This is a genomic window from Phytohabitans aurantiacus, from assembly GCF_027923225.1.
Classification (GTDB): Bacteria; Actinomycetota; Actinomycetes; order Mycobacteriales; family Micromonosporaceae; genus Phytohabitans; species Phytohabitans aurantiacus.
This window is the reverse complement of record NZ_BSDI01000150.1, coordinates 1-233: the sequence shown is the minus strand read 5'-3', so window position 1 is coordinate 233 and position 233 is coordinate 1. Positions and strand designations below refer to the sequence as shown.

At 59.2% G+C, this 233-nt stretch carries 1 pseudogene; it reads right to left on the bottom strand.

Annotation, left to right across the window (positions count from 1 at the left end):
* Positions 1–233 (bottom strand): annotated as a pseudogene (locus tag QMG73_RS46195) (Crp/Fnr family transcriptional regulator); the annotation flags it as partial.

Below are 233 nucleotides of genomic sequence, written 5' to 3'. Positions count from 1 at the left end.
TGCAACAACCCAAACTCCCGGTTGTTGACCATCTCGTGCTCCTGACGCTCCCGCAACGCCTCCACCGTCAACCGCAACTGCTGCTCCACCTGATTCATCGGATGGTTAAACAAATCAGCCACCCGCGAATGCACCCGCAACACCGTCTGCGCCACCGACAACTCATACTCCCGAGGCGCCAACTCATAATCCACAAACGTCCCCGGCAACCGCACCTCACCCGCATGACCGGA